This window comes from Streptomyces sp. NPDC111656 (assembly GCF_055656965.1).
In genome coordinates, this window is the sequence record NZ_JBVKCA010000072.1 from 1 (window position 1) to 2,875 (window position 2,875).

Consider the following 2,875-nt stretch of genomic DNA (forward strand, 5'->3'; position numbering starts at 1 on the left):
AGTCGCTTGACCTACAGGTGAGTTGAATTCCATGATGGCTCATCGGGATTCGGGGGAATCCCGGCCGAAAATCGGGGGAATTCCATGGTCACCCTGTTCTTCGGTGACTCAAGTGTCACCTTGGTTTCCGGTCGTGGCAATCGTATCGATCGCACGCGGTACCGCACCCACCCCTCCCATTCCCCCCTGCACCAGGGGCCACCCGTGGATCCGGCCCAGGTGCCGGTGGGGCGGGAGGAGGAAAGAGCGCGGCTCTGGAACGGAATTCACTCCCGGATACCTGTTGAGGTGCACGCGCCGTGCGGATTCGGGAAGACGGTACTTCTCAGAAGTCTGGCGCAGCAGGATCCGGGGCGGGACGGACGCGGAATTTCCGTTCCGCGCGTGCATGTCGAGGTCGGTGCGACAAAGAGCGGGGATCTGCTTCAGATACTCGTGCGACGGCTGTACGTCACCGATCGCCCCGTCCGGCTGTCCCGGGCGGAGTGCGCACGGCTCGTGAGCGGCTCCCGGGCGCTGCTGCTGCTCGACGACGTCCCTGCGGACGCCGGTTTCGTCGGCTCCCTCGTCGACGAACTGCCGGGCTGCGGGCTGGTGTTCGCCGGTCAGCGGCCGGTGCTGGGCAACCGCGCCGCCCCGCTCCAGCTCGCGGGTCTGCCACAGCGGGACGGCCTGCGGCTGCTGTCCCGGGATCTGAGAAGACCCCTCGCCGACCACGAACTGCCCGCCGCCCGACGGCTCGTGGCCGCCGTCGCCGGCAGCCCGCTCCAGCTGCGGCAGGCCGCCGCGCTGGCCCGCGAGGACCCGGGGCTCGCTCTCGACCGGCTCGCGGGCATCGCCGAACGCGACACCGGGGCACTCGACCGGCGCAGCTTCGGCGCGATGCCGGAGAAGGAGCGCCGGGCCCTGGCGGTGCTGTCGCTCCTCGCGGGCGCCGCACTGCCCTCGCAGGTCATCGGCGCCATGGGAGACATCGCGTACGTCACCCAGTTCCTGGCCGGGCTGCACGGCCGTGGCCTCGTCGAAGGCTCCGAGGACCGGTTCGGTCTGCCCGTCTGCCGCGCCGAGGGATACGGACAGACCCTGGTGCGCTACATCCAACTGGCCTCCGCCGCACGCGCCCTCGCGGACTGGCTGGTCTCCCTCGACCCCACCGGACCCCAGGCGGCAGGCGGCGTCGAGGCCGCCGTCGGGCTGCTCGGCGTACTGGCCGAACAGCGTGAGTGGGCCCTCGTCGTCCGGCTGGTCCGGGTGGCGGAGCCGGTGCTGTTCGTGTCGGGGCGCTGGGAGGCCTGGCGTCAGGTCCTCGACCAGGGCATGGAGGCCGCGCGCTGGATGCGCGACCAGGCCTCGGAGGCGTACTTCGCCCACCAGAAGGGCACCCAGGAGTACGCGGAGGGCCGCCCCGAGGAGGCGTACCCGCTGCTCAGCCGTGCTCTGCAACTGCGCCGGCTGCTCGGCGACCGCCCCGGCGAGGAACTCACCGCCCACAACCTCGCCGTCATCTCGCCACCGGCCGGCGCGACCAACTCGGCCTGGCGGCAACGGCCCCGCAAGCCCCTCACCTACCTGGCCACGGCGATCGGCGTCGTCGCGCTGATCGCGGGCACCCAGCAGGTCGTACGCGGCTGTGTGCCCGACAGCCCGGCCGCCTCCGAGGTCAGCCCCGGCCAGAACACCGACGCCGGCACGACCTCGTCCGGCGGCGATACGGCCGGGGGTGGCACGGCCGGAGGCGGCAGCTCCATCGGCGGCGGGGACAACGGCGGGAACACCAGCGACGGCAACACGGACAACGGCAACACGAGCAGCGGCAGGGCCAACGGCGACCCCGGCGGCGACCCGGGCGGCGACACCGAGGGACCCGGCACCGCTCCCGTCGCCGCCTTCTCCCCGGCGGGCGGCCCGAACATCCCCGACACGGCCGTCGGCCAGCTGAACACCTCGGGCCCGCTCAGAGTCACCAATACCGGGAACGCCCCGCTCTCCGTCGGCGCCGTCACGGTCGACGGCACCGACGCCGCCGAGTTCACGGCTCTCGGCGACTGCGCGGGCGCGGTCCTCTCGCCGGGCCACTACTGCGAGATCACCGTGGACTTCGAGCCCAAGAGCGCCGGTGCCAAGAGCGGCACGCTGGTGGTCGAGCACTCGGCGAAGGGCAGCCCGGAACGCGTGCCGCTGACGGCGACTGCGCTGGGACTCCCGGACCTCGTGATCGAGAAGGCCTCCTTCGGCGAAAGCAGTTTCAAGCTGGAGATCGTCGTGGCCAACAACGGCGCCTCGGACGCTCCCGCTTCCCACACGGAGGTCGTCTACACGGCCTCGGAATCGGACCTGGTGGAGACCGGCCCCATCCCCGCGGGCGGCAGCGTCACCATCGAGTCGACGGTGCCGCCCATCTGCCGCGCGGACCCGGAGTTTCCCTGCGACCCCAGCGTCTACGCGGACAGCTCCAAGGAGGTCCAGGAAGCGAACGAGCGCAATAACAGCTACCCGCCCGGCACCAGCGACGGCAACGGCTGACCCGTGGGCGGAGTGCGGTGGTGGGCCGTACCGCTCACTGGGTGACGTGCGAGGCGGGATGGCGTGGTTGTGCCGAGCAGACGAACAGCCCGGCATGGCCGCCGCGGCCGACGGTCATGCCCACCGGCTCGCGCGCCGCGTGTTCCTCCGGGCTCCCCGGCTCCAGCCCCCGCTCCTCCAGGGGCCGGAAGCGATCCGCGGCGCCCCTCCCGTACTCGTAGGTGTCGAACTGGAGGAACAGCACCAGCGGCGCCCGGCACACGCCGCACTCCAGCGTCTCCGGCCGGTCCGTCACACCCCAGCCCATGCTGCCGCCGAGCTTGCAGCCGGGGATCGCCGAGACGTCGTCGGC

Annotated in this window: 2 protein-coding genes; one reads left to right on the forward strand and one right to left on the reverse strand. The window is 71.9% G+C overall.

The window, feature by feature from the left end:
- Positions 1-384: 384 nt before the first annotated feature.
- A complete protein-coding gene (locus ACZ7M3_RS52740) occupies positions 385-2,523 on the forward strand; it encodes a choice-of-anchor D domain-containing protein (RefSeq protein ID WP_472073961.1) in 2,139 nt (712 codons plus the stop codon).
- Positions 2,524-2,557: 34 nt separating this feature from the next.
- On the opposite strand, the gene ACZ7M3_RS52745 is transcribed toward ACZ7M3_RS52740, so the two are convergent.
- The coding region (locus tag ACZ7M3_RS52745; RefSeq protein ID WP_472073963.1) for a hypothetical protein at positions 2,558-2,875 on the reverse strand (318 nt) is incomplete at its 5' end.